17 protein-coding genes are annotated in these 18,686 nt (G+C 51.5%); 6 read left to right on the top strand and 11 right to left on the bottom strand.

The window, feature by feature from the left end; all coding sequences use genetic code 11:
- Positions 1-13: 13 nt before the first annotated feature.
- The 4 genes from NDI52_RS01025 to NDI52_RS01010 form a co-directional block, all read right to left on the bottom strand.
- Complete coding sequence (locus tag NDI52_RS01025; RefSeq protein ID WP_190775584.1) at positions 14-340, bottom strand: hypothetical protein; 327 nt, start codon at positions 338-340, stop codon at positions 14-16.
- Complete coding sequence (locus NDI52_RS01020) at positions 337-1,014, bottom strand: V4R domain-containing protein (RefSeq protein WP_190775585.1); 678 nt, start codon at positions 1,012-1,014, stop codon at positions 337-339. The genes NDI52_RS01025 and NDI52_RS01020 overlap by 4 nt, the downstream gene beginning before the upstream one ends.
- A 758-nt stretch (positions 1,015-1,772) precedes the next feature.
- Entirely contained in the window at positions 1,773-2,408 is a 636-nt protein-coding gene (locus NDI52_RS01015; RefSeq protein WP_190775586.1) for a hypothetical protein, read from the bottom strand.
- A gap of 354 nt (positions 2,409-2,762) precedes the next feature.
- Positions 2,763-4,103, bottom strand: coding sequence for an FAD-binding oxidoreductase (locus NDI52_RS01010; protein ID WP_190775587.1), 1,341 nt, complete (start codon positions 4,101-4,103; stop codon positions 2,763-2,765).
- Between the two features lie 191 nt (positions 4,104-4,294).
- Between NDI52_RS01010 and NDI52_RS01005 the strand changes: the two genes are divergently transcribed.
- A complete protein-coding gene (locus tag NDI52_RS01005) occupies positions 4,295-4,591 on the top strand; it encodes a hypothetical protein (RefSeq protein ID WP_190775588.1) in 297 nt (98 codons plus the stop codon).
- A gap of 25 nt (positions 4,592-4,616) precedes the next feature.
- Here NDI52_RS01005 and NDI52_RS01000 read toward each other — a convergent pair whose 3' ends face one another.
- Positions 4,617-4,931: a DUF6439 family protein gene (locus NDI52_RS01000; RefSeq protein ID WP_190775589.1), complete on the bottom strand. Its 315-nt coding sequence runs from the start codon at positions 4,929-4,931 to the stop codon at positions 4,617-4,619.
- 105 nt (positions 4,932-5,036) lie between these two features.
- Between NDI52_RS01000 and NDI52_RS00995 the strand changes: the two genes are divergently transcribed.
- Both NDI52_RS00995 and NDI52_RS00990 read left to right on the top strand, forming a co-directional pair.
- Entirely contained in the window at positions 5,037-5,396 is a 360-nt protein-coding gene (locus tag NDI52_RS00995; protein WP_190775590.1) for a DUF2203 domain-containing protein, read from the top strand.
- A 470-nt stretch (positions 5,397-5,866) separates the two neighbouring features.
- On the top strand, positions 5,867-6,793 hold the full coding sequence (locus NDI52_RS00990) for a DMT family transporter (protein ID WP_190775591.1): 927 nt from the start codon (positions 5,867-5,869) through the stop codon (positions 6,791-6,793).
- Positions 6,794-6,862: 69 nt separating this feature from the next.
- On the opposite strand, the gene NDI52_RS00985 is transcribed toward NDI52_RS00990, so the two are convergent.
- Entirely contained in the window at positions 6,863-7,192 is a 330-nt protein-coding gene (locus NDI52_RS00985; protein ID WP_190775592.1) for an STAS domain-containing protein, read from the bottom strand.
- 764 nt (positions 7,193-7,956) lie between these two features.
- On the opposite strand from NDI52_RS00985, the gene NDI52_RS00980 reads away from it, so the two are divergent.
- The gene (locus NDI52_RS00980; protein ID WP_190775593.1) at positions 7,957-8,373 is read left to right on the top strand and encodes a DCC1-like thiol-disulfide oxidoreductase family protein; all 417 of its coding nucleotides are present in this window, start codon (positions 7,957-7,959) and stop codon (positions 8,371-8,373) included.
- A 36-nt stretch (positions 8,374-8,409) separates the two neighbouring features.
- Here the strand turns inward: NDI52_RS00980 and NDI52_RS00975 are convergent, their stop codons facing one another.
- The 3 genes from NDI52_RS00975 to hetZ are packed head-to-tail and all read right to left on the bottom strand — an operon-like array spanning position 8,410 to position 12,920.
- Positions 8,410-10,713, bottom strand: a complete 2,304-nt coding sequence (locus NDI52_RS00975; RefSeq protein ID WP_190775594.1) for a DUF3488 and DUF4129 domain-containing transglutaminase family protein — start codon at positions 10,711-10,713, stop codon at positions 8,410-8,412.
- A gap of 58 nt (positions 10,714-10,771) precedes the next feature.
- Positions 10,772-11,785 (bottom strand): PatU, encoded by a 1,014-nt coding sequence (locus tag NDI52_RS00970; protein ID WP_190775595.1) that lies wholly within the window; start codon positions 11,783-11,785, stop codon positions 10,772-10,774.
- Complete coding sequence (hetZ, locus tag NDI52_RS00965; RefSeq protein WP_190775596.1) at positions 11,778-12,920, bottom strand: heterocyst differentiation protein HetZ; 1,143 nt, start codon at positions 12,918-12,920, stop codon at positions 11,778-11,780. The genes NDI52_RS00970 and hetZ overlap by 8 nt, the downstream gene beginning before the upstream one ends.
- Positions 12,921-13,110: 190 nt before the next feature.
- On the opposite strand from hetZ, the gene NDI52_RS00960 reads away from it, so the two are divergent.
- The gene (locus NDI52_RS00960; protein ID WP_190775597.1) at positions 13,111-13,584 is read left to right on the top strand and encodes a hypothetical protein; all 474 of its coding nucleotides are present in this window, start codon (positions 13,111-13,113) and stop codon (positions 13,582-13,584) included.
- Between the two features lie 84 nt (positions 13,585-13,668).
- On the opposite strand, the gene sds is transcribed toward NDI52_RS00960, so the two are convergent.
- Both sds and NDI52_RS00950 read right to left on the bottom strand, forming a co-directional pair.
- Positions 13,669-14,640 carry a solanesyl diphosphate synthase gene (sds, locus tag NDI52_RS00955; protein ID WP_190775598.1) on the bottom strand — a complete coding sequence of 324 codons (972 nt, stop codon included), beginning with the start codon at positions 14,638-14,640 and terminating at the stop codon, positions 13,669-13,671.
- A gap of 1,149 nt (positions 14,641-15,789) precedes the next feature.
- Positions 15,790-16,632 (bottom strand): prephenate/arogenate dehydrogenase, encoded by an 843-nt coding sequence (locus NDI52_RS00950; protein WP_190775599.1) that lies wholly within the window; start codon positions 16,630-16,632, stop codon positions 15,790-15,792.
- A 168-nt stretch (positions 16,633-16,800) separates the two neighbouring features.
- Here NDI52_RS00950 and NDI52_RS00945 point away from each other — a divergent pair, with 168 nt between their 5' ends.
- Positions 16,801-18,375: an ATP-dependent DNA helicase gene (locus NDI52_RS00945; RefSeq protein ID WP_199307655.1), complete on the top strand. Its 1,575-nt coding sequence runs from the start codon at positions 16,801-16,803 to the stop codon at positions 18,373-18,375.
- Positions 18,376-18,686: the final 311 nt, after the last annotated feature.

Here is an 18,686-nt window from a genome sequence, read left to right as displayed (position 1 = left end):
ATAACTAAGGGGGTTAGAAGAGATCCGAAAAGTCATCCAGGGTGAAATTATTGGCGGGCTCCTCCAGCAACTCTGCCAGGAAGTTGTCGGCAGCAGGTGGAGCGACGGCGGCGTCATCATCCCAATTCACCGCCGCAAAGAACTGACCGACCGTCAAATCACGGCTCAAATCTTCCGCAGTGGGGTTCTCTGCAACCTTCTGTTTAATCTCTTGAATCTCGGGTGGGTTATCGTCCCAATTGACGGAGGAGAAAAACTTCCGGGTTGAGGTTTGGAGCCAGGCATCCATGGAGATATGAGGTTTCGAACCGTTGGTATGGAGAAGAGTAGCACTGCTCATGACAACCTTTCTCCAGAACGCAGCCGTTTTTCAATGTCGCGGGCGGTTGCACCTTCATTCATCCAGAAGGAAGCCGCATCAATCCGGTCTTGGCCCCCCAGCAGGAACTTGCAATAGGTTTCGCCCATGGAGTAGCACTGAATTTCAATACAACTCAGTTGCTTTTTCACTAGCTCAGTGAAGAATCCGGCAAATAAACCGGCGTAGATATAACAAACCGGCTTACCCACATCTCCCAGCGTGCGAGCTACAGCGGAGTCAAAAATGTTGATGAACATGAAGCCTTGTTTGCGATCGCCCATGTCCACTTCCCAACGCCCCCAACCCTGAGAGGTGAAGGGCCACCACCAGGTTTCTAGTAGAAAAAGCAGATTGGTTTGGCGAATATTCCGCTCAAATTCTTTCTCAAACCACTTCTCGAAAAAGAAAGCATCCTTCTGGCCCCACTCACAACCAATGGTGTACATAATGGCGGCAGAGGAGTCACCAACTTCTTCTTCGAGGCCCTCAACAAGGCCAATAATAAAGTCTTCGGTGGTCAGGAGGTTTTGGCTCCCGTTCCAGTCCATAATCGTGCCCTTGTCAGGGTCAAATTGAAAGAAGTCACGGAACCCATAGTGGTTATGTTTTTTAGGGTTACGGAGCTTTAGTATGCTATCGGATGCAGTCACCATAGGAATCCCTTAGCTGTACTGAACTATGTATGCGTTGTGTGCTTTCGCCCCAATGACAGGCTATTTAAATCCATCCCATGGGAGTGCAGGATTCATGCCGAAGGGCAAAGTTCGAAAGTGCTTGGTAGATACTTCAACCATTCGGGAAGGCATTGTAGGCGGTAGCCTATCGCCAACGTGCTATCATCTCTAACTTCCAATTCCAGTGTTCCCTTTAGGGGGTAGATTAAACCCTGGGTGGGGTGGTTTCCTGTAGATTTTTGTGAACTTAAGTCAGAATTACAAAACTCAGAACTGCCAGAAAACATCACGAAATAGAAGTAAGAGTAACGCCATAATCTGTGACGAATCTTCTTCTAGAATTGCCCGTTATTAGCTCAGATATAACGGGTCGTGTTGATTTTTTTACAAATATTGATTGTCTCTTAATAGGACACGGAGATACCAAGGAGTTCAGGGCGAACCGATAGGAATCCGGACGGTGCCTTGAGGGAACCTGGGTTCGGGTTAAAGGCGTTTTCGAGTGCAGCGTGTTACGCGGTACTCGAAAACACCCTTCTTGACGTGCGCCTCACGCCAAGGTTATGCGCGGGCTTGCAACTCAGAATTCACTTGGCGCACTACTCGTCCTAAGCAGCGGGAATCAACCTATGTGTAAAGATTAGGAAAGATTAGGGTGGTTCATGTCCCTCCCCTCCACAGATGGGCATGGGCAAACTACCTCCCGCCTTCCGCCCATGAACCCATCACCCTCTGCCTTATTCATTCAACGTATTCAGCAAAAACTGTGTAATCGACTCTGGCTGAATAGTTTCCAGGTGACGGGTGTGAACGATGTCAAAGGCAGCGCCAGCTTCCTGAAGGTTTTCATCGAGGGCGGTGAGGAAGCCAGTAGCGATCGCGTTATCCCCAATCTGCAAGAAACTAATGCCCAGTTCCTCATCAGAGTCCATCTGGTGGGTAGCCTCCCGAATGGTTCGCGCCACTGCCATACGATCTTCGGGCTCCCCATCCAGCAAAATTACAAGCATCTCGCCATTAGGTTGAGTTTGTCCGGCAGTTTTTCGCGTAAAGTAGCTGTCCAACGCAGCTTTTAGTACGGTTTGAATTTGTACTTTGCGAGGTGGGTAATTATCTTTAATCACCGATAACAAACTTCCACTGGTCACATTTTCGTACTGGAGAAACTCGCAATCCCTTTCGTTTCCCTGACAAGCGACATAGAGTGTAATTCCATCAGGGTCAAAGGTTTCGCAGGTTTGGGCTAGCATCACAATAGATTCCAGGGCAGCGTTCCAACGCTCGGAAAAATGTGGTGGGTTAGGAGCAAATTCGTCGGCTGTACGGGCAATAATCAACGTATAGTCGCGGTTCTGGAGAAGGTTAGTATCCATGAGGTACCACTGGCTTGAAGGATTTTTGCTCAGGGAGGACAATTTTTTTGATGCCCTCCAAAGAATAGCAACTTCACCAGATTCAGCAATAAAAAACCAATACTGAGTCTTGATATAACCTTTGTTGCGCCAGCTAGAACATCCGGAGCGAATGGGAGCAGTGCTCCCATTCGCTCCGTTTTATTGAGTGTGGCGTGTAATGGAAAAAACACTCAATAAAGACGCCATCACGAACCAACGGCAAACAGCAATGTGTCGAATGGAGCTATGAAATGGGATGTGGAACCGTAGTTCCACATCCCATTTCATAGCTCCATTCGGTTACGGGCAAAAAGTTATGAAGAGCAATGAACACTAAGGTAAAGCATCTTGCAGCGTGTATAGAGCGTAAAGCGATCGCAGATACCACATCCGCAAACCGGGTAATGGAAAAGCCTTCAACGGCTGGCGATAGACAGCGGAAAAATCAGTGAGCTGAGCTTGATCTGTCATGATCTGAGCGATCGCCCGCCCACTCCAGGTCGCTGCTGCAACCCCGTTTCCGTGATAAGCCAGAGCATAGAAAACACTTGGATCTTCTGCAAAGCTGCCAATGTGGGGCGTAAGGTTAGCGCTGGTACAGGCTAAACCATTCCAGAAATGGGTAATTTCAACCTCGCTCCAGGCAGGGAACGTACGACGGAATTGCTGAGTTAAAACGTGGCGGCGGCGATCGCTCTCCTCCTGCGAACCCACCATTCCCCCACGCCCACCAAACAAAAATCGACCATCCGCCAATAACCGGAAGTAAAACAATAAGTTCTGCGTGTTGAAGACAGGAGTTTCTGTGTGCCAGCCCTGGGCTGCTAATTCCTCTGAGGTAAGGGGTCGCGTAGTGAGAATATTGGACATCACAGGCAGGAGGCGCCCCTCAAAGGCTGGGAAAAGAGCTTCTGATGTATAGCCGTTTGTCGCAATCAGTACGCGGCGGGCAACTACAGTTCCTCCAGGCGTGTGCAATTGATGCTTGGCGTCCGTTTTCTCCCAGGCTTCGACAGGGCTGTGAGCATAGAGGGCGATCGCCCGCTGCCTGACAGCCGTCGCCAACCCCTGCACATATTTCATTGGATTCAGGCCAAACCCGACCCCCAGCCATAAAGCACCATAACCTTCAGGGATTTGAAGAGCTTTCTCGGTCAGCTCCTCAGACGTCCAAAGAACACAGGGATACTCTGCGACATCTTTAAAGAATGCGTACTGGTTCTCCAATGCCGATCGGCGCGAGGGACGGTGAGCCACCTGAATCTCTCCATTTCCTTGCGCGTCAATGGAAAGATTGTACTGCTGCGCCAGGTGACGAACCAGTTCCACACCATCCCGCTGGTGCTGAAAAAAGCGATAGGTTTCGTCCCGGCCAAACCGTTGCAACAACTCCTCATCTGAAAGACGGGTAGAGCCAACACAGCAAAATCCACCATTGCGACCAGAGGCACCCCAACCGGGAGTTCCTGCTTCAAGGATGCAAACCTGCTCTCCCGCTTCAGCTAGATGCAATGCCGCAGAAAGTCCAGTAAAACCACTCCCGATGATGGCAGTATCGCAGTGAAGAGTATGGCTGAGGGGCGGGTCTACCATCGGTGAGGGAACCGTTGTTTCCCAAAAACTTCCGACGGGACGGGTGCGATCGTACATTGACGTATCATAAAGCCTGGCCATGGAGCACCTGCTCTGATAGAAGCAGAGAAAAACCACACGAATGGGTACACCATTCGCCATAATGGGTTGGCTCTGCGTGAACAAATTTGTTCATTGGGTAGTCTAGTAGAGAAGCAGAAAACGCTTCTTGGATAGACTGGCCTGGATTGAATTGTTGTTGTATTAGCGTTCCGTTTTGGAGTTGAGTTTCAATGAGGAAGTTACGGCGCGATCGCCACTACCCCCGGTCTTCTGCCACCACTGTGGCCGTAGCCGCTACTTCGCCTGTGTTTTCGTCCCGCAGCCTGGATCTGATGTCCCTGGCGCTGTGCTCCTGTGCATTGACCCTACTGTGTCACTCGGCGGCTAACCTCCCGACCTCGGGGGTTACGGCCAACAACTCGATGACAACTCAGTCAGGGCCAGCACAGAATGTGGGAGCCTCGGTTCAGCCATTCACCCTGACCTCCCCGCGCCCATCAGTCAAAGCGAACGACGCAGACGAGTAATCTAACCCAACCCAGGCTGATGGAATTAGGCTTTGGGTGTGCCGTGGCTAGGGCAGGGCGGAGCCTGAATGGATCGATCAAGCCAACCGGTGGCCTGCTGTAAGCGGGCTAGCGCTTCCTCCGGTTGATCCTTGAGCAGATAGACCAGGGCGATCGCCGCTTGTTCTGCGGCCCGTGCTTTGCGGTTAGATTTGAGGCGGTGCCAGTCGTTGGGGCCAATAGCCAGGCGAGCGGCAAGCGCTTGAACCAGTTCAACGTCAGAAAGATCCGCCAGGGCGGCAGGACCGGCCGTTGCTAGACCGTTGCTAATCAGGGGTTGGGCTTCGGTGGATTGTGTCATTGGAAGAACCTGAGGGGTGCTGTCAACCGATATAGACCCTTCATTCTGTCGGGCTGTTTTGGGCAGAATAGGGTAAATACCCGTATTTCTATTCTTTTAGCCTACATGAACTCTCCCAATGATGCGCCCACCTCCCATGAGCCAGATATTGAACTAACCCTGGCAGAGATTGAGCGATCGCTTGAACAATTTAAATCTCGCTATGCTCAGGTCAAACGCGACCTGGATGAGCAGGCCGAGTTGCAAGACCAATTGCGCCAGGCTCAAGCAAGCTACCGCCGAGAGAAAACCCCTGCCATGAAACAGGAAGTTCGCCAGATTCAGCAGCGCTTAGAAGAATTAGAAATCACGCTGGAAAGCCAACTCGTCTCGTGGGGTTGGGTGCGAGAAACCTTTTGGCAAGTGGTGCGGTTTGGAGGATTGGGCATTGTGGTGGGTTGGTTACTGCGATCGTGGGCAGGGTAAGCAGCAAAGCCTGGAGTTTAGCCCGAAATCCATGGTTCGCGTTATGAGGACAAGAGAGCGTGGGTTTAACCTGCGCGCTCTTGTTCTCATAACGCAACCACCCATATAGCAATCTGCAAGTGCGTTAAGCACACCACCGTACCTAATCAACGCGCACGCTATAAACAAAATCCCGGCCTTCTGGCCGGGATTAATTGGGTGAGGAGCATGATGCTCTTATTTAAAGTACCGGGCTCGTGTGGCAGCCATGTGTCGAAGGTGAGACATTTTTGTTGGCGCATCTCATCAGAAGCAGCCCCTATGCCACTCTTTATTGGCTTACAGCGCTTTTCAAGCACTTAAAATCTGATTGTTTTTATGAGAGCTGCGCTCCGTGTGGCTCTCATAAAAACAACTGTGGCTGATTCAAGCACAAAGCGCTGTAGTACAGGTGTGGTAGCTTAGGAAAACTTGTCAGTTGATGGACATTGATGACACCCACTGCGCCTCCCGCCTGGAAAGTTGGGCTAATAGTTACCATCGGAATTCTGGCTGTTTCCGCATCGGCAATTTTCATTCGCCTTGCTTTTCAAATATCCGGGGAAACGGGCTTTGGGTTTAGCCTTGTTCTATCCGCATCGCGCCTCACCATTGCGGCCCTCCTATTCGCCCCAGCCTGGCGGAATGTAGGCATTCCTGGAGCCTGGAAGCGGGGATGGCGTTTTTCTGTAGGTGCTGGGATATTTCTAGCCCTGCATTTTGCCTGCTGGATTACGTCGTTGTCTTATACCTCTATTGCAGCGTCGACAGCATTGGTAACGACCAATCCCGTATGGATGGCGTTGTTGTCCTGGTTGTGGTTTAAGGAGAAACCGGGTCGACAGTTAACCTTGGGAATTGCGATCGCTCTTCTAGGAAGCCTCCTGGTCGGACTTGGAGGGGCAGGGACCAGTGGAGCGGCGTTGAATCCTGCCTTAGGTAATGTGTTAGCGTTAGTGGGGTCCTGGGCTGTGACGCTGTACTTTTTATTGGGTCGAGAGGCTCAACGGTGCGGCCTCGATATCAGTGGTCATGCCGTCTTAACGTATACGACAGCAGCATTGGTGTTATTGCCACTGCCACTATTGCTAGGCAGTAAGTACACCGGATACCCACCCCTGGTCTACCTTTGCATTGCCTTGATTGGGCTCTTTCCTCAAGCGATTGGACATACGAGTTTGAATTGGGCCGTTCGCTGGGTTTCGCCGACTCTCGTGACGCTAACGATCCTGGCAGAACCCGTTGGTTCAAGCATTTTGGGACTCTTAATCTTTCGGGAAGACCCAGGAGCGATCGTCTGGATAGGAGCGGCTATCATCCTGGGCGGCGTTGCGATAGCCGCTCTTAGCCAGAGATCGCTTAAACAGGCAGGCGAATGATGAAGCTGAAAGCCAGAGGAATAGTTTGCAAGGTAAATTTTTCTGCACTAAGTGCATGAACAACCTTCTCTAAAGGCTGGCTTCTTCCGGTAGGGAACTTCGATAGTCATCCACGGTCGAGAATAGGGGAAATAAACGTTCAACCCCTGCTAATTCCAACAACATATGGGCTTGTCCATACAGCGAGGTCAAAACCAGTACAGCTCCACGTTCATAGGCCATGCGACGAGCAGCAACTAAGCTTCCTAGCCCGCTACTGTCCATAAACATGACATTTCTCATATCTATTACCAGGTGCTTTGAGCCTGCATCCAGTTTTTGACGAATCCAAGACGTGAGATCCGAAGCATTACTCGCACTTAGCATACGAGTAGGTTTAAAAACGTCAATCTTTGCCATAAGCAACCACGGTAAGCTCAAGTAAATTAGCCGTAATAGTTGAGAGCACCCCGATCGCTAGCACGGGAATACATAGCAGGTTTTTCCTGTTGGATAAACCTATTTGCTTTCAAAAAGACCGATGGGTAGAGGCTTTAGAAGGCGATAGGCCGGCTTGCCAACCTGACAGCTTTTGTTGGAGATGCAAGGGTAAGGCCGTTCTCTCAAGACCTATCTGCAGGTCACATTCATAGATAGGGCTTAAGAAGGCACAGTTCTTGAACCAGATTAGAAGAGTACAAGACGTTACTCTCTTAACCTAAATTCCATGAACTCAAGAGGCAGGATTCGCGAGGTCTAGGCAACTTCTTTAGACCTATCCTTATTCCTTATGTTTTCAACCTTACAGTTTGTAATACGGGAGAGATCAGCTTGAGAGGCCACTTTATAGTGAATTTAAGAACAAGCCCCTATTTGTTAAGTGATTATCCGGTTTCTCTCTCCTCGCTCGACCTCTAGCGTTGTTTTTCTGAGCCAGGTGCCGGGGTATGAGCGGTTTAACCTATTAGAAGCATTTAACGGGGTGCATCCCAGTTTTGTTAATGTGGCGGGCGACGCCCGCCACATTAACAAAACTGGGTTTTCAATCTGCAAAAGTGGGATGTACCTCATTTAACGTCACTGAATACATCCGCTTCCGGTCTGGAGGCACGAGAGAGGCTGTATCAGCCTGCTGGCTGGAAAACTTGCTTAGAATAACGGAAAGACCGAAATTGTAGAGGGTCATGGGCAAGTATTTCTACGTTATCTACGACGGGTTATGCAACCTCTGCGTAAATCTCGTCAAGCTGTTAGAACAACTCGACCAGGGCAAAACCTTTCAATACGTGCCCATGCAAGCGGAGGAAACCCTGAAAAACCTGGGCATTACACCGAAAGATTGTGAACAGGGCATGATTCTCCTGGAAACCGATGAGCCGTTTCGTCGCTGGCAGGGCAGTGACGCTGCTGAGGAAATTGGCCGAATTCTACCCATGGGGTTTCTATTTGTGGAGGCCTATCGTCGGTTGCCAGGATTGAAGTGGATGGGCGATCGCGTCTACGAGCAAGTGCGCGATAACCGCTATGACTGGTTTGGAGGGCGCGATCGCCTCTACGAGTCAGAGTATCCCGTCTGTGAAACAGGTCATTGCAAACCCTAAATTGAGGGTGATGAGACAAATCACCACCCGCAATATTTACGGTCGAACCCGTCTCACACGGCGGGTTTGTTGACGTGCCTGTTGCAGCCTGCGGGTTAAGTACTGCGTATCTGCCGACTGTCCCCCGTAACGCCAATGCAAATAAGCATTGGATATTTCATCCACGATATCTACAGGGATCGGGGCTTGTTGATAGCGCACCTGCCGAGCAAACTCCAGAGGTGTTTGCACAGAAGACTTTTGAATGCCTTGGGATTCTAACCACTTCAACATGCGCTGGTAGAGCGATTCCATGGGGGGTAGCTTGGCGAGCCAGCGCTGATAACGCCAGGAACTCCACCCACTCCAGGCGATCCATCCCAAAAATGCCAGCCCCGTCACCAGACCCGCACCGAGCAAAATGCCCACCCATCCCCGATTAAATAGGGTAGTCAGCTCTGCAAAGATCCAAGCGACTGTTCCAGCGATCCACTCAAACACCCCACCCAGTAATCCAGCAATCGGTGAAGGAAGCCATCCGGCTATCCAATTCCAAAACTGCCGCAGTACGCTGAAGGCTTGATAGTCGTTAACGGTAGGTGGTATGGCTTCCATCCCAGGAATTGGGTTGAAGGCAAACCACCCATAGCCGCTAATGTAAACTTCAGTCAGGGCGAAGGCATCCGTGTTTTTGACAACGTAGTAGCCCGTAAATGGGTTGAACTGTCCCGGCAGAAATCCAACCACTAACCGTGCCGGAATCCCGACAGAACGCATCATCAGGGTCAGTACGGTGGAAAAATGATCGGGATATCCGCCCTGATAACGATACAGAAATGCTTCGGCTAAATCTTCAGAACCACCAAAGAAGGGTAGATCTGGCTGAAGCGTGTAGTTCTGCTTGAGATACTGGGCTAAGTAGAGCGACTGCTCATAGGGAGTGGTAATGGGAGTGGGGGCAGCATTCAAGATGTCTTGAGTCGTTTTTTGAATGCGTTGCTGCAAGGCATCAGGTACTCCCAGATAATTTCTAATAACTTCTTCGGGATAGCGGCGGGAGTTGCGTTGCAGTTGGGTGCGATTCCGGTAGGGAACATCTGAGACCACCGTATAGGTCAAGCCTTCGGAAAGCGGAACTGGCGCACGCAGCCCTCCATCCAAATCAATCGCCACCTCCTTGGTGGGGAAGTAGAGCTGGCGAGCTTCATACATCACAGGAATGACATTGGGTAACTCTGCCACCACTGTGTAAGACTGGATCACTTCTTTCCGACGACCGAGAGTGGGCTCCAGGGGCAAGTTGAAGCGGAACGTCCAGTTCGGGCGATCCAACTTACGCATTTGCTCAGGTTCGTTGCGAGAAATCTCCCAACCCTGGCCTGTGTAGTGATCGAACGCGAGTACGCGGAGGAACCCTTCGGCTTGCGATCGCACCCGCATCACCACGCGAGGCGTCAAAGTCCCCCGCAGGTTCTGATTGATGCGACTGCTGAAGCCGTAGTAGGAATAGTCATCCATCTGCCCGGCCCCGGTACCGCTTTCCTGGCCAGTGCCCCCCGTTCCATTACCAACCCCATCTCGCACATAACCGGGATTCGTAATGGTTTCGGCGTTGAATTCACCCTGGAAGTTAATGGGGGCACTGACCGGAAAGTTGCGTAACTGGTAGCCAGGAAATCGGGGCATGACCGCAAAAATTGCCAGGCCCAGGGCCAAGATAATGGCCAGAAATGTACCCAGACGTCGGAGGGATAGATCCGATCGCACGCCTCGGAAGGAGGGAGCCGACAGCCCCAACCTGGAGCGGTAGTCCAGCATCAGGACAGGGATGGCGATCGCCACAAAGGCCAGTAAAATCGGTGCAAAGAGGAGCGTCTGGCTGAGGGTGGCGGCAACCCCCATCAAGATCAACCCAATCACCAGGGAATAGCTCAAGTCTTTGCGCCGGGGCAGGTCAAAGCTGTGGAAGACCTGTAACTGAATCAACAGCTCTGCCAGCACCAGCCGCGTGTCGTTGCTATCCCCAACGAGCCTCATGAAAAAGACCGCCAAGGCAATCAGCATGGCGATCGCAATACAAAATTTAACGGGAATATTAGCTTTATACCGGCGATACCAACTCCAAAAGCCCCCGATGATGCTCACCGGCACAGCCCAAAAGCTAACTCCCGGCGAATCCACGACATCCGCCGCCGCTACGTCAATAGCAATGACCCCAACAATGACCAGTAGCTGCACCAGTACCCGCAGAGGAACCGAATCTTCCACCTCTGCCGGATCTGTAGATGCCAGAGTTCGCCGGAGTGCCTGAAATTTTGCGGGATCAATGAAACCAGAGCGTCGTGGTAACCCAGTGGACATTGTGTGAAACCGAGCTATTTATCCACCCTATGCTAACGAGGCCATGCGGCCACGTCACCTATGCCTCATCGAGCAGGGAAATCTGGAAGAACAGCATGGGTTGGTCAGGTAGAACCAGAGAGACTTCCAGGGGGTAAGCCCGACGCGGTGCCAGATCAAACAGCTCAACGCTGAGCAGTCCGGCGTCAGGACGCTGGGCCATCACCTCAGACTCCATGCCACGAAATTCCATGCGACCACCACAAGGCAATTCGCCACGCACCCGCAGGCTTCCAGACTCAGAAGACTCGGCCCGCAGACGAATGGGGCCTGCTTCGGTCTGCCACTCCCGGCTCACAGGACCATGGGTGCGGGATACAGACAGAGTCAGATTTTCAATAATTTCACGAGCAGCCATCAACGAGAGGGCCATCTTTTGGGTATCCGTTGCCGCGTCATAATCCACAGGCAGCGGAGCATCCTTTGTCACCAGCGCCGCTTCGCTAGAACGGGCGGGTGCCGCCATGACCAGGCTGGCTAGATTATTAAGACTGGTTTCTTGATTGGGAAATAGAGATTCCACCGCACGTACCAGCCGAGTCCCTTCCTGAAGGGAGGATTGCAGAACAGCTTGGCACTGCTCCAACAGGTGCTCCAGCAATGAATCAGGAAGCTTCAGCGGTACGTCCAACTGACGTAGCTGGGTCATCCAGAAGCGCACAGATGCGGGCTCTGCTTCGTAATCGAGCAATTCCCCTTCCCAGGGGAACAGGGGCGGCTTCTGCTCGATCTCGGCACGTAATCGCCGCTTAATTAATGAATAAAAACGATCTTGCACAACAGAAAACTCTCCTGGTTTGGATAGTGGGGTATCACGAAATGAAAAAACGTCCGACCGGCGAGCCTGCCCTTCGGAATTTAGGGCTGTCTCAACGTCGAGCTCGTTTTTATTATTCAGTTCCAATGGATTGAGGCTCTGACTGTTTGCCTCGATTGAGGGATCGAGGCTCCCTGATGGCGCTTCTTCATCGGTCAGAGCCAGTTGTTGCAGAAGCCAAGACATAAACTGCTCAGCTTCTGATTCTCTATTCATCGGTCGATACCCCTGCTCCGGAAACTAAATTATTTCGAATTTCCCATGCCTGTTCCAGTAGTTTAGACCACTGTTTCTGAACTTGATTCACTGTGCAACCAAGATTTTGAGCGATCGCCATATCCGACGCTCCCTGTTGCTTCAATCTCAACAGGTCAGATTGAGCCCCCGTAAGGCGTCTAAGCAGAGTCTCCCATTGAGCTGGCGTTAATCCTAAGTTTCTTTCCAGATCCGCTTCTAACCATTGATGCACTAATTCCCAATGGTGTGCCAGGGCAAATCGGATCAGGTGATATTTAAAGCGTTGCTGCAAGTAGTCTCGCTGCCGGGGAGTTAGGCCCAAAATTTCCTCAATTTCATGGGCCGGGAGATCCCGAAGTCGCAGCGCAAAGTAATCAGCACAATCTGATTGCTGCCGCTCCTCCAGGTAACTCATCAACTCCGTAACAACGGTTTTGCGGAGAGTATCTTCGGCTACTTCAGGCTCCTGAGCCACCATTTGTTCCCGCAACTGTTGCAGAGGAGCCGCACTCCGGGGCTGATCCGATTCGCCATTACCCCCCTCAGCTGCCTGCTCAATGTCAACGGAAGTTTCCGGGGGCTGTTGCTGAGAAAAGGTTTGGGCTCTCAGGATAATCAACTGTTGATTGCGCCGTCCGGGTAACGGAATGCGCCGTTTGGCATAGCGTTCCGTAAAGGCCATGTATTCGGCCAGTTGAATCAACGTACGTGGGCAGTAATCAGAGGGGAGCTGATTTTCCCGCCGAAAGGCATTCAGCGCTTCAATATAGAAGCCCTGCAAAAAATCCTCAATCAGGGTAAGACGGGCCTGATAGCTGGATTGCACCTGGGGCGGAGTGATATAGCGGTAGATCACCGCACTCAAGGTACTGTGCAACTCTACCCGGCCTCGCCGCGAGCCCAGTTGATAATATTTGAGGCATTGTTTTAGCCGGTGACGGGCCAACGCCGTTGACCAGGCTTCCACTTCGCCGGAGGCTTGAATCCGTTTGCTTTCAACGCAAATGCGGTTGACTTCCCCCGTAAGCCGAAGGGCAACGTCTCGACAGGCCTTCTCCGAAGCTCGGGTGGCTTGTTTCAATTCATGACTGAGTAGTTCAAGTATGGCTTCCACGCTCTATACTTTTTCTCCCTGATGGTTGTTTGGTCGGCCAACGGTAGCACACCCTTTTTGTTTCCGTTGCGCGTAAAATCCAGGCAAAGACCCTCGTTCGCCCGAGATTCCAGGCGCTACTCCTCAGGGAAACCCAGGAGAACTCGCTCCGTCGTCTAGACTGAAGGAAAAACGAGGTTTTCTTACCGATATGGATTTAGACCAGCAAATTCAGGAATTACTCGACCAAGCTCCCGATGACGGGGTAACACCCGGTGCCGTTCAGGCGATCGCCCCGGCACTGAAGCTTGTAGCTGGACAGTTGAAGCACCCGCAGTACCACATTCTGCAAACCCTGGATGGACGTTGGGTCATGATTACCATGAACCATCAGACTCAAGCCGATACGTCCAAAAATGTGGTGTATGCCTTTTCGACGTTAAAGGATGCAATGACCAGCCCGGCGACGAAAGATCCGCAAGTGATCGCGGTGCCTATCCCTGTGACACACATCCTTTTCCAAATGGTAGCAATGACATCTATCGATGGCATTGTTTTCTTCGAGACCCCCGGCAACCCCCAGCAGGGGAGTGAAGTGACTCGCGAAAGCATTCAGCAGTTGATTCAGGCACATCTGCGCCCATTACAACAGCCTTCTGCGTCACCCCCATCAGATATCGCCTGACGGTGCCAGGAACCTAAGAGATTCCTTCCAAAGGAGGATAGGAACGATCCGGGTGGTTTCTCCACCCAATATGCCCAATCTCACTTAGTATGCCCGGCTTAAGACATAATCCTTCAAATTAATTAGTGCTTCTCTAGATGTGGAAGCTGGTAGCCCTGCCAAATGTTGCACAGCCAGTTGTGCATGGTGGGCTGCGAGTTCCTTGGTTCGCTCCAGACCCTTGCTATCGAGGACAAGGGCGACGGCCTGTTCCAAATCATCATCCTCTGCAAATTCCCGCTCAATGAGCGCCTCGAGATAAGGCTTCTCTTCCATGGCATAGAGGACGGGAGCCGTCAGGTTGCCACTGCGGAGGTCAGAACCAGCAGGCTTACCCAGCGTATCGGCGGAACTGGTGAAGTCTAACAGGTCATCCACGATCTGGAAAGCTAATCCCAGATGGCGACCATAGTTATAGAGGTTAACGGCCATTTCTGGAGACACGTCGCTCAGAACCCCAGCCGCCTTACAGCTATTCGCAATCAGGGAAGCGGTTTTGTAATAGCTTTTCTCTAAATAAGCTTCGATGGAAAGGCTAGTATCAAAGCGATTAAGCCCTTGCTGAATCTCGCCTTCCGCCAAATCCATAATGACCTGGGAAAGTAGCTTCACCACTTCCAGGTTATCCAGATTGGCAAGGTACCAGGAGGATTGGGCAAATAAGAAGTCTCCAGCTAGAACAGCTACACGGTTGCCAAAGCTGGCATGCACCGTGGGCACACCCCGACGCAATTCGGCCTCATCTACCACATCGTCATGCACCAGGCTGGCGGTGTGGATCATCTCAGTAATTTCGGCTAGGCGGCGGTGGGTAGCATAGATGCTCTGATCAGGAGATGTAGCCCGAGAGACCAGTAGAACAATGGCAGGTCTTAGGCGTTTCCCTCCAGCTCCAAAGAGATGCTCAGCGGCGGCATAGAGGATCGGATGGCGAGCTCCGACCAGGTTCTTCAGATTCTCCGTCATCTGACAGAGGTCTGCATCAACCGGGGCAAAGAGGGAAGCGACTGAAGTCATGAAGCGGCAGCTCGAAGGTTACGAAATTTTACATATTATTCTAAGCTAACCCTCCGATCTATGGGACTCGCTTTAGCAAACTCGACCACTTCCTGCCCAGTAAATTAGAAAACCTGCTTGAAAAGATTCGCTTTTCGTGCTCCTCAGTAAAGGGTTGACCGCCCTAAGTGAGCCACCAAGGGAATTTTGAAGGTCTTACCTTGAAGCTCGAAGAATTAAATCAACAGGCTTGAGGAGTATAAATCCTTAGAAATACTTAGCTGGAGACAACTCATAAAGCTTCAGGGAGGCATTTGAGATTTGTATACAAGGAATTAGCCAGACCAGGGGAAGATTTCTGAAAAATTTCTACCGCAATTTTGCCGAGTGGGAGGCGATCGCCCGTCCTCATAAATCCCGAAAGCCCTTCAGGGCAAGCATTTCAGGATACGAGAAAAATGTGTGCAAATGTAACAAAACATTTACGTTGCCCATGAGATCTATGTTAGGATTCTGGAAGAAGCTATTCAAAAAACTGATAGTTGAAATCGTCACCCGTTGTTATCTGGCTCTGAGAAAGATACGTCTTACGAGGTATTTTTCCAGTTCGCTGCTCAGGGACGGGAGATGTTGAAGCCCCCAGAGTTCTGGGTGTTTTCGTTCGCCTATCTTTAGTTGGCTTTATTGCTGCATGAAGGCGTCCGATTTTTTCGGGCCTGCTGCCGTGCGCCTATGGTTCGGGTTCGCTGCTTGCTACTCCAGGTTTCTTAGGGTTAGGCCAATGTCTTATTTTTTCGATATTCCCATCATTATTCCCATACTGGCTGCGTTCTATTTAATGGTTGTCTATGTAGTACTGGCCGTTTTGCAACGAAAACAGGCTTAGACGTTGAATTTTGCGTGGAGTAGTCTGCGCAACATTATTTCTTCTTGAGGTGGTTGAATTTGTGGGTGCCTGGCATACACAAATTCAACCTTTTTTATTGGTTCAGGGTTCACATAGCGCTATCGGCCGCTTCGCTTCGCATCGGTGAAGTTTGGATCAGGTATGGGTGATGTCGTTGCAAGCAATGCTGTACCGGTACTCTGGGAACCTGGTGTTTTCAGAAAGACCAGGTTTCTGGATTGTCAGCCCTAAGCAAGTTGAGCTGGCGGCTCTACTCCATGCATTTAAGGCTTGATGTACTTTGGTCGCTCTTGCTGAGTCTGTACTAACCAGGCTTCGAGCTCAACCCAATTTGAGTTTTGAATGTTTGCGATACACCTATCTAACTGGGTGCGGTATTGGGTTAGGGCTGCTAGTAGAGCCGCAGTATTGTGTTGAGCCATCATTAGTCCCAGTTCGGGGTTGCCACCACCTACTCGGCTCGTGTCTTTAAATCCTGAGCTGGCTAGTGCTTGTGCGAGTTCTCGTACGTTAGCGTCTACCTCTCCCGTGCAAGCGGCGATTAGAGCGGCGCTTACCATGACAGGCAAGTGCGAAATCCAGGCGACTGCTCGGTCGTGTTCAGCAGGGTCGCAGATGTGGATGGTGGATTGGAGCGATCGCACCACCTCCATCATCGTTTCTACAGATTCCTGTGGAGTAGATTCTGTTGGCGTCAAAACGTAGGGGCGTCCCACAAATAAGTCACGCTGGGCAGCTTCCAGGCCTTGTTCGGCAGTGCCTGCCATCGGATGCCCACCTACAAAGTTCGGCCATTGGGGGGAAATCCGTTCAACAATGGGCTGCTTAACGGAACCCACATCCGTCAGGATAGTCGAAGAAGTAAGGTGAGGGATTAAGCGTTCAGCAATGGGGGCGATCGCCTCAATGGGGGGGCACAGCACAATTACATCTGCTTCCGCCATGTCCAGCAAATCGGGACTGGCGTGATCCACAACCCCCAGAGCAACGGCCTGCTCACAGGTTTCGGGACGACGACTGGTACCCAGCAGGGTATGTCCCAACCGGCGCAAATCCAACGCGAGTGACCCGCCAATCAATCCCAGCCCAACAATGGCAATTTTCATCTCAAACCTGATTTAGCCTTTACCGCAATCGTCGATTATCCCCCATCTGGGCTGCGTTCGCTGAGGGAGAATGCATGGCTTAACTTTCTTGCCTTGTCAAGATGCTGTTTAGAGCCGTCAATTTCTCTGACAGATACCCATCGGAGGAACCCTGAGGTTTGTGTCACAATGAGTTTCAACCCTAGTAGTAAGGCACCTGTGATCGAGGTCGAAGTCCATCAGCAATTAAGAGCTTTTCTGCGGCAGCAGGGCGAACCTTACTGGCACCATCACCTGACGATGGCCCGCCTGGTTGCCCGCGGTCTGCGCTTGGGCCGGAGTGCATTGATCCAGGCGGGTGCTCCATCTGGGTATCACGGTCGCTACCGCCTCAGCTATCTGATGCCAGCCCTCCTGTGGCAAGGTCCAGTTATTTTGGTCGTGCCAGAAGCCTTACAACAACGGCTATTAATGGTCGAGATTCCCCGACTGCGCCAGTGGATTGAAACTCCAAAGGCGATTCGGACGGGCGATCGCTTCCCATCAGAAGATTATGATGGCCTTTTGTTGACATCCCCAGAGTCATGGTTGCGCGATCGCCTCTACTCTGAAGGACGTTTCCCTGCTGGCATCCCCACGTTGATCGACGGAGTCGATGACCTGGAGGATTGGGTACGGCAGGCCCTGACTGTCAGCATTTCGCCAGCCCAGTGGGATGAGCTGATGCTAGCCTATCCCGAGCAGGCAGAAGACATCCGCAACACACGGGTACGTCTGACTCATGCAGTTTTCCAACATCCTGCCAACCCCTACGAATGCTACCCCGTAGAATCCTGGGAGCAGAGCTTGTTACGGGAATTAGCAGATGGGTTATTGGCTCATGCAGGAGACAACCCAGCTCCATTACCCGAACCCTGGGCCTCAGTGCTAACCCGACTTCATTCAGATGATGTGTTGTTTTGGGCGGAAGTCAGTCGTCTCCATGGGCAGTTCTCCCTCTTCACCTGCCCATTAGATGTGGCATCCTACTTACAGCCGATATGGGAACAGCAACCCCTGGTACTGATGGGCGGCACACTGGATCCCGAAACGAAAGCCTTAACCTATCGTCAGCGCCTTGGATTAGGGGATTTAACCTGTGTCAAGTTTTCGCTAGATCGTCAGCACGAGTTGATTCAGCTCTACTTGCCTGATGGTTTACCCCTGCCCAACACCCCGCAATTTCAACCCGTTCTGATGCAGGAATTGCGGGCGTTGCTTACTACAAAGACGGCCCGGCAAGGGTTGAGCGTAATCTTGGTAGGAGATACGCCCCTACGTGCCCAGATTGCCGCTGTTCTCGCGGCAGAATTTGGGTCACGGGTACAGATGGAGAAGACCTGCCTTGATGAGATGGGAATTTTAGTAACAGGTTGGGAGTTTTGGCGTGAGCACCAGGGTGTGTTGCCTACTCCACGCCTATTAGTCATTCCAACCTTACCCATCCCATCTCTGGAAAATCCGCTTGTTGCCAGCCGCGTAGCGTATTACAAGAAGCTGCGTCAAGATTGGTTCAAGCTGTATTTACTACCAACGGCATTAAGTGAGTTGCAACGGGCGATCGCCCCCCTTCGTGACTCCCAAGGGGTGGTAGCCCTTTTGGACAACCGGGTTAATTACCGCACCTATGGTCAACAAGTTTTGACCGCTCTCCACCCCCTGGCGCGAATCAATTATGTAGATGCCAGCCTCTTCTCTACGCCGGATTACTCCTCGGTTGATTAGCAATCCATTAGTACGTAACCTCAGTTCGGGATAGGCTGCAGTGCTTAATTTGGCGTGCGCTTTGCGCACGCCAAATTAAGCGTTTTCGAGTGCCGCGCGTTGCGCGGCACTCGAAAACGCCCTTAACCCGAACTCAGGTTACGTAGGATAGGAGCGTGGCTGACCCAGTTATCAAGCCGAAACAAGTCTGAAAATTTAGCTTGGAGAAGAGGCACATCCTCTCCATTTGCCCCGTTCTTCTCAGGGCAGAAGGGATGGATGGGCTGAGCGCTTATCCGTCCCTTCTGCCCTAAGAAAAGGGGTTAGAAGAC

This window comes from Leptolyngbya sp. PL-A3, assembly GCF_039962325.1.
Classification (GTDB): domain Bacteria; phylum Cyanobacteriota; class Cyanobacteriia; order Elainellales; family Elainellaceae; genus Vacuolonema.
The sequence above is the reverse complement of the archived record's forward strand: the minus strand, read 5'-3'. Positions and strand labels throughout refer to the sequence as shown.

Excerpts from the sequence above, each read along its gene's own strand:
- NDI52_RS00960 (WP_190775597.1), top strand. The coding sequence starts at position 13,111 with ATGGATTTAGACCAGCAAATTCAGGAATTACTCGACCAAGCTCCCGAT.
- NDI52_RS01010 (WP_190775587.1), bottom strand. The coding sequence starts at position 4,103 with ATGGCCAGGCTTTATGATACGTCAATGTACGATCGCACCCGTCCCGTC.
- NDI52_RS00985 (WP_190775592.1), bottom strand. The coding sequence starts at position 7,192 with ATGGCAAAGATTGACGTTTTTAAACCTACTCGTATGCTAAGTGCGAGT.
- NDI52_RS00975 (WP_190775594.1), bottom strand. The coding sequence starts at position 10,713 with ATGTCCACTGGGTTACCACGACGCTCTGGTTTCATTGATCCCGCAAAA.
- NDI52_RS01005 (WP_190775588.1), top strand. The coding sequence starts at position 4,295 with ATGAGGAAGTTACGGCGCGATCGCCACTACCCCCGGTCTTCTGCCACC.
- NDI52_RS00980 (WP_190775593.1), top strand. The coding sequence starts at position 7,957 with ATGGGCAAGTATTTCTACGTTATCTACGACGGGTTATGCAACCTCTGC.
- NDI52_RS01000 (WP_190775589.1), bottom strand. The coding sequence starts at position 4,931 with ATGACACAATCCACCGAAGCCCAACCCCTGATTAGCAACGGTCTAGCA.
- NDI52_RS01025 (WP_190775584.1), bottom strand. The coding sequence starts at position 340 with ATGAGCAGTGCTACTCTTCTCCATACCAACGGTTCGAAACCTCATATC.
- sds (WP_190775598.1), bottom strand. The coding sequence starts at position 14,640 with ATGACTTCAGTCGCTTCCCTCTTTGCCCCGGTTGATGCAGACCTCTGT.
- NDI52_RS01020 (WP_190775585.1), bottom strand. The coding sequence starts at position 1,014 with ATGGTGACTGCATCCGATAGCATACTAAAGCTCCGTAACCCTAAAAAA.
- NDI52_RS00970 (WP_190775595.1), bottom strand. The coding sequence starts at position 11,785 with ATGAATAGAGAATCAGAAGCTGAGCAGTTTATGTCTTGGCTTCTGCAA.
- NDI52_RS01015 (WP_190775586.1), bottom strand. The coding sequence starts at position 2,408 with ATGGATACTAACCTTCTCCAGAACCGCGACTATACGTTGATTATTGCC.
- NDI52_RS00950 (WP_190775599.1), bottom strand. The coding sequence starts at position 16,632 with ATGAAAATTGCCATTGTTGGGCTGGGATTGATTGGCGGGTCACTCGCG.
- NDI52_RS00995 (WP_190775590.1), top strand. The coding sequence starts at position 5,037 with ATGAACTCTCCCAATGATGCGCCCACCTCCCATGAGCCAGATATTGAA.
- NDI52_RS00945 (WP_199307655.1), top strand. The coding sequence starts at position 16,801 with ATGAGTTTCAACCCTAGTAGTAAGGCACCTGTGATCGAGGTCGAAGTC.
- NDI52_RS00990 (WP_190775591.1), top strand. The coding sequence starts at position 5,867 with ATGACACCCACTGCGCCTCCCGCCTGGAAAGTTGGGCTAATAGTTACC.